Source organism: Pseudoalteromonas sp. TB25, assembly GCF_000497995.1.
GTDB classification, from domain to species: domain Bacteria; phylum Pseudomonadota; class Gammaproteobacteria; order Enterobacterales; family Alteromonadaceae; genus Pseudoalteromonas; species Pseudoalteromonas distincta.
The window spans coordinates 21,200-28,102 of record NZ_AUTI01000395.1 but is presented as its reverse complement, the minus strand read 5'-3'; the positions used below and the strand labels follow the sequence as shown (position 1 = coordinate 28,102).

Annotated in this window: 5 protein-coding genes; 4 read left to right on the top strand and 1 reads right to left on the bottom strand. The window is 38.1% G+C overall.

Annotation, left to right across the window (positions count from 1 at the left end; genetic code table 11):
- The 4 genes from L652_RS0117485 to L652_RS0117470 form a co-directional block, all read left to right on the top strand.
- On the top strand, positions 1–772 hold a 772-nt coding region (locus L652_RS0117485; RefSeq protein ID WP_024596001.1), incomplete at its 5' end, for an aldehyde dehydrogenase family protein.
- An 11-nt stretch (positions 773–783) separates the two neighbouring features.
- Positions 784–2,451: a choline dehydrogenase gene (gene betA, locus L652_RS0117480; RefSeq protein ID WP_024596000.1), complete on the top strand. Its 1,668-nt coding sequence runs from the start codon at positions 784–786 to the stop codon at positions 2,449–2,451.
- A gap of 162 nt (positions 2,452–2,613) precedes the next feature.
- The gene (locus L652_RS0117475; RefSeq protein WP_024595999.1) at positions 2,614–3,831 is read left to right on the top strand and encodes a BCCT family transporter; all 1,218 of its coding nucleotides are present in this window, start codon (positions 2,614–2,616) and stop codon (positions 3,829–3,831) included.
- 9 nt (positions 3,832–3,840) lie between these two features.
- On the top strand, positions 3,841–4,542 hold the full coding sequence (locus L652_RS0117470) for a TorF family putative porin (RefSeq protein ID WP_024603578.1): 702 nt from the start codon (positions 3,841–3,843) through the stop codon (positions 4,540–4,542).
- A gap of 87 nt (positions 4,543–4,629) precedes the next feature.
- Here the strand turns inward: L652_RS0117470 and L652_RS0117465 are convergent, their stop codons facing one another.
- Positions 4,630–6,540 carry a bifunctional diguanylate cyclase/phosphodiesterase gene (locus L652_RS0117465; protein WP_024595998.1) on the bottom strand — a complete coding sequence of 637 codons (1,911 nt, stop codon included), beginning with the start codon at positions 6,538–6,540 and terminating at the stop codon, positions 4,630–4,632.
- Positions 6,541–6,903 lie beyond the last annotated feature (363 nt).

Here is a 6,903-nt window from a genome sequence, read left to right as displayed (position 1 = left end):
TAAAAAAGTAGTAGCGAGTGCTGCCGGTACGTTAAAAGATGTCACGATGGAACTTGGTGGTAAATCTCCACTATTAGTATTTGATGATGCCAACATAGAGCAAGCGGTTAGCGCTGCTATGTTAGGTAACTTTTATACGCAAGGCGAAATTTGTACTAACTGTACACGTATTTACGTTCATAAAAATGTATATCAGCAGTTTATTGATGAACTTAAAGCGCGCACTGAGAAAAACATTATTGCTGGCGACCCACAAGATTTAAATACTAACTTTGGCGCACTTATCTCTAAAAAGCACCAAGAACTAGTAATGAGCTACGTTAATAAAGGCATCGAAGAAGGTGCAACGCTATTAACTGGTGGTACAACGCTTTCACCTGAATCTGCACCTAATGGCTATTTTGTAGCACCGACTGTGTTCATTGATTGCAACGACGATATGACAATCGTTAAAGAAGAAATATTTGGCCCTGTAATGAGCGTGCTTGTTTTTGACGACGAAGACGATGTTATTGCACGCGCTAACGCAACCCACCTAGGCTTGGCCGCAGGCGTATTTACTAGCGATATTAAACGTGCGCACCGCGTTATTCACAAGTTACAAGCTGGTATTTGTTGGATTAATGCATACGGTAACTCACCTGCTGAAATGCCAGTTGGCGGTTATAAGCAATCGGGTATTGGCCGTGAAAATGGTATACAAACTCTTGATCAATACACGCAAACTAAGTCTATTTATGTTGGTATGGCCGACATAGAAAGCCCATTTTAAGGCGCCCTACTATGAGTAATCATTACGACTATATTATTGTTGGCGCGGGCTCGGCGGGTTGTGTTTTAGCAAACCGTTTATCTGAAGATTCAAGTAACCGCGTGTTACTACTTGAAACTGGCGGTAGTGATAAAAGTATTTTTATAAAAATGCCAACCGCGTTATCTATTCCTATGAATAGTGACAAATATGCATGGCAGTTTCATACGCAGCCTGAGCCTCATTTAGATAACCGTGAGATGCATTGTCCTCGAGGCAAAGTATTAGGCGGCTCGTCATCTATCAACGGCATGGTATACGTACGTGGCCATGCAAAAGATTTTGACGAATGGCAGCAACACGGTGCAAACGGCTGGGATTACCAATCGTGTTTACCGTATTTTCAAAAAGCAGAAAGCTTTTATCTTGGTGAAAATACTTACCGTGGTGGCAAAGGCCCGCTTGGCGTTAATAACGGCAACGAAATGAAAAACCCGCTTTACCGCACCTTTATCAAAGCAGGTGTACAAGCCGGTTACGCGTCTACAGATGATTATAATGCATCGCAGCAAGAGGGTTTTGGCCCAATGCACATGACTGTAAAAGACGGCGTGCGCAGCTCTGCTTCGCGTGAGTATTTAGACCCTGTTAAATCGCGTAGTAATTTAACAATTATTACAGGTGCACTAGCACAGCGCGTGATTTTAGATGGTAAAAAAGCCACAGGCATTGAATACAAAGTAAATGGCGACGTTAAAACAGCACATGCTGCAAAAGACGTAATATTAAGTGCAGGCCCAATCGGCTCTCCACATATTTTACAACTCTCTGGTATTGGTGATACTCAAGCGCTTGAAAAAGCAGGCGTTGAAGTACAGCATCATCTACCTGGTGTTGGTCAAAACTTACAAGATCATCTTGAGTTTTACTTTCAATACAAGTGTAAGCAACCTATCACGCTTAACGGCAAACTAGGCATTGTTTCAAAAGGGTTGATTGGTGCGCGCTGGTTATTAACGCGTTCGGGTTTAGGTGCAACGAATCATTTTGAATCGTGTGCGTTTATTCGCTCAAAACCAGGTGTTGAATGGCCAGATATTCAATATCACTTTTTACCAGCGGCTATGCGTTACGATGGTAGAAGTGCATTTGCAGGTCATGGTTTTCAGGTACATGTGGGTCATAACAAACCAAAAAGTCGCGGTAGTGTCACTATTGCTTCTGCGAACCCTGAGCAACCACCAACCATTTTATTTAATTACCTTGAACACCAAGACGATATTGAAGGCTTTAGAGCGTGCGTTCGCTTAACACGCGACATAATCGAACAAAGTGCCTTTGATGAATACCGCGATGAAGAAATTCAACCAGGTAAACATATTCAAACAGATGAAGAAATAGATGCCTTTGTACGCCAAGCCGTAGAAAGTGCCTACCACCCTTCTTGCTCATGCAAAATGGGTGAAGATGATATGGCCGTTGTTAATTCAAATACGCAAGTACATGGTATTGAAGGACTACGTGTTGTTGACTCATCTATATTCCCAACAGTTCCTAACGGAAACTTGAATGCGCCTACTATTATGGTTGCCGAAAAAGCAGCTGACATAATTTTAGGTAAAGAACCATTACAGAAATCGGATGTGAATGTTGCCATAACAACAAACTGGCAAGAAACACAACGTAGCTCGGAGATCTAATTTTAGCCACATGCTCACTCAGGTTTAGCCTCGTCGGGCTAAACCGTTGCGTGCCTTGCAGTGGCACACGATGTAAATAGGTTACGTTGTGTTAATGCGAGAATAAAACAATAAAATACGGAGTGCTTATGAATTATTTTTATTCATTATTGGAGGGTAACAATGACTATTTGGCTTAATGCAGGCATCATTTTTACCTTACTTGCTATTATCACTATTTTAATTAAATGGGGTAATGTTCGCGTAGTAGGTGTAACACCAGTTAGAACCTTTACGTTTATAGCAATACTATTTACTTCTGGCCTTGATGTTGGCCTAATTATGTTTCCTTTAACTGAGTTTGCAGGTTATGCAGACATAAAAGCAAGCCCAGAATACGCGTTTGCAAATCCACTGGCTATTGAGTTTGGCTACTGGGGATTTTTGATCTGGGGATTTTACTTTCTTACGTGCTTTTATTTCTGTGTAATAGAACCTAAAGTGAAATTTTTCGAAATTCCTTGGGTTAAATTTATCAATAACGTTGTAATTATTGGTACATGTGCATTTACCGCTTATTTACTGCTTACAAACCTACCATGGTATTTACCCGTATTAGGCGATGGAACAAGTATAGTTTCTGAGTTTTATTTAATTGTATTCGCAGCTATTTGTTTTGCTGTGTACTCAAGTACTGACATTAAATATGTACGTATTTTAAGTATCTCTACTACGTGGTTATTCTTTGCCTTAATCGCCTTTATGTGGGCTGGCGCATTTGTAATAGGTGATAGTCAAATGTCAGCATTTACAGATAACTTAGGTTCTATTGGTACTTACTTTGCAAACATTAATGAATTTGTTTTACCGCTTAATGATTACCATGAGTTTTACTTATTCTGGTGGTTTGCGTGGAGCATAATGATTGGTCAATTTACATCACGCTTTGTTGGTGGACTTAAAACATACCAAGTATTAGCTGCAATGTTGATTTTCCCTTCTATTCCTATTGCGATTTGGTTTAGCGTACTTTATCACTACCATGAAGCGGGCATCCCAACTCAAGGTATTAAAAACTTCGCTATGGTATTTGTAGGTATTGTATTTGTAATTAACTCACTTGATTCGTTAGTGCGTTTATATACAGATAACCTAAACTTTACCGTAAAGCGTTTTGGCAAAATGAAATACATAATCGGAAATGTTGTTGCTCTATCATTACTTACACTATTGTTTAAATTAGAATTTTTACAAATTCAGTGGGTAGGCGCATTAGTTATTGGCTTGTTCTTTATCTGTGCAGCTTTTATTGGTTACAGTAAATTTAAAACAGTAACGAATATAGATAGCTCACCAAAAGCAAACTCAATTGATTACACAAAAATAGACACAGTACACTAGAGATTAATAATGAATAACAAACTAAAACAACTTGTAGTAGCACTACCATTTGCACTTTTATCAACAACTGCAGCAGCTGATTGGTCAACAACAATCACTGCGGCGTCTGACTACACTTTTAATGGTGTAACACAGACCGATAGCGACCCTGCAATTCAAGGCAGCTTAGATTATGCCTTTGATAGTGGTGTTTACGCTGGTGTTTGGGCTTCAAACGTAGATTTTGGTGACGACACTGATTTTGAGCTTGATGCTTACTTAGGTAAATATGTACAACTTGATGAGCAATTTAGCGTTGATTACGGTATTGCTTATTACACTTATCAAGGTAATAACAGTGACGGTAACTACGCTGAAGCTTACACTAAGTTTGGTTATGCAAGTGAATACGGCCAAACTGAGCTTAACTTTTGGTATAGCTGGGATTACTTTGGAACAGGTGCGGGTCATGTAATTTCAATGGTTGCTCACACTTATGAACTAGCTCCAAATCACGCACTACGTGCAAGTTTTGATATTTCAAACTCACTTGATGGTGAAAAGTGGGCTTGGGATACAAACCAGAAAAAATCGTACAAGCACTACCGCCTAGCTTATCAAACAAGCTACGAAGGTTTTGGTATTGAAGTGGCTGCTGAAAACACTAGCTTAGATTACGATTATGCTGATGAGCGTATTGTACTTGCTGTTTCACGCACATTTGATCTTTAATACAATAATTACTGATTAAACAAAAAATGCCACTCTATTTAGAGTGGCATTTTTATTTGTAAAATAACTAACTAACTAACTAACTAACTAACTAACAATATCCCACGCACTTGTACCCGATGCAGAAAGATTACTGGTGTTATTACGTAATACTTTATTGCCTACATTAGCTGATGACTCAGGTCGGCTTACTAAATACCCCTGAACAGAGCTCACCCCCATTTTTTTAACAAGCTCAAACTGCCCTATTTCTTCAACGCCTTCAGCTACAATTTTAAGGCCCAGCTTCTGTCCAAGTTCACTAATTGTATTTAATATATCGTTATACTTTTGGCTTTTATTAGCTTGTGCTATAAACGAGCGATCAATTTTAATAACATCAATTGGTAAATCCGCTAATGTACTTAACGAGCTAAAACCTGTACCAAAGTCATCAATTGCAATAGTGATGCCTTCTTCTCTTAATCTACTTAGCTCTTTAATTATTTTAGGGCTGGCTTGGATAAATGTTGATTCGGTAATTTCAAGCATTAAAGACGTCGCCGGTAAGCCGGTTTTTTTTAGCTTCTTCATTATCCAATCATAAATATCACGGTGCTTTAACTGAATGCCCGAAACGTTAACTGATATTTTTACTTTGCGCATACCTGCATTATGCCATGCGGCCATTTGCCGACACGATTCAAGCATAATCCAATCGCCAAGCTCTAATATTAAATTAGACTCTTCTGCTATTGGAATAAATTCTGAAGGTGGGATCATACCCTCAACTGGGTGGTCCCAGCGTGCAAGCGCTTCAAAATAATCAATCATACAATCTTCAACATGCACAATTGGCTGAAAAGATAAGTAAAAATCTTTACACGCGAGCGCTAAACGCAATTCTTCGAGTAAATAATGGTAACGGCGCATTTTGTTACCCATTTCTGGCGAGTAAACTTTAAATATTCCCTTACCATCACTTTTAGCCCTATACATAGCTACATCGGCTAATTGTAAAAGCGCTTGAGGCGTTGATGCACTTTCTGGGTAAGCCGCAATACCAATGCTGGCACTAATTTTTACTATTTTATTACCAAGCACAAAGTCTTTTTCAAGCTCACTTAGCACATGCTTCGCAATTTCAACAACTCTGTCGCTATCATCGAGTAGTTCTATAAATATGGAGAATTCGTCCCCTCCTAACCTTGATAAATTTTGCTCTAATTGGTTAGCGCTATTAATATTACTTAACTTATGGTGACGTAAAACATTTGCAAGTCGACTGGCCACTTGAACTAATATCTCATCACCAAAACTGTGGCCAAACGAGTCATTTACTTGTTTAAAGCCATCCAAGTCGATAAATAGAAGCGCACATTTGAGATCTTCCTGATTAGCATGATTTATTTGTCTGTCTATGTGCTCAATATATGCATGGCGGTCAATTAACTGCGTCAGTTTGTCTTGACAAATACTTGTTTGAGTTTGTTTTACATAATTAACTACATGTGAATTTAAGCTATTTATAGATTGGCTTAAGCTGCTTACACCCATAGGATTCTCTGCCGGTTTAACTTGTAAATTAAATGCCGTAAGTAAACTATTGGCTTGGCGGTTGAGCTCCGCTATTTGATTTTTATAATGACGTTTTCTACGTTCTCTACGTAAGTAGATACCTGAGCCAAATATCAATATACATAAAAATAAAAAGTTCATGGGTGATGCGAGCGTCATCATGATTAACTTATTAGAATCAGCTGCTACAAATTGGGTATCAGTGGTTTTGATAAGTAAAAAATCAGCTGTTGGCTGCTCAATTATATAATGGCCATTTAAAATGGGATTATACCAAGGAGCCATATCAAGGGAGGTATTCGTGATCTCGAAACTTCGTATATCAATATTAGTCTGAAATAGATTTATACGGTTGATCTGATTAGTTAACTCTATGTTTATGCAGAAACAAAATAGAACTATGATTAAGAAAATAAAACCGAGCGGCTTAAGTTTATTCATAAAAAAAATCCATCTACTTTGCTTCTCCTATCAAACCTATTACCAAAAACGGATTATATCGCTTGCATTTAGTACTACACAAGCATTGATATAATCCTAAGCCATTAGAATAACAAAAAATTATAACTATAATGGATTAACTAACTATATCTACATATAGTATAGGTGGGATTAATAAAAATAAACAAAAACGTTTTAATTGTTTAAAATTTAATACATTCGGTATATAAGCTTTGTCGTTTTTTTTGCCGCATTAATCTATGCCTCACCACTACAGCTTTAAGTACTTATATTTACTCAACCTTTATCGCATTTGCTCCGCTGTCGTACATCATTTAAAAATTATTCTTGCGCATGATGCAT

Excerpts from the sequence above, each read along its gene's own strand:
- betA (WP_024596000.1), top strand. The coding sequence starts at position 784 with ATGAGTAATCATTACGACTATATTATTGTTGGCGCGGGCTCGGCGGGT.
- L652_RS0117475 (WP_024595999.1), top strand. The coding sequence starts at position 2,614 with ATGACTATTTGGCTTAATGCAGGCATCATTTTTACCTTACTTGCTATT.
- L652_RS0117470 (WP_024603578.1), top strand. The coding sequence starts at position 3,841 with ATGAATAACAAACTAAAACAACTTGTAGTAGCACTACCATTTGCACTT.
- L652_RS0117465 (WP_024595998.1), bottom strand. The coding sequence starts at position 6,540 with ATGAATAAACTTAAGCCGCTCGGTTTTATTTTCTTAATCATAGTTCTA.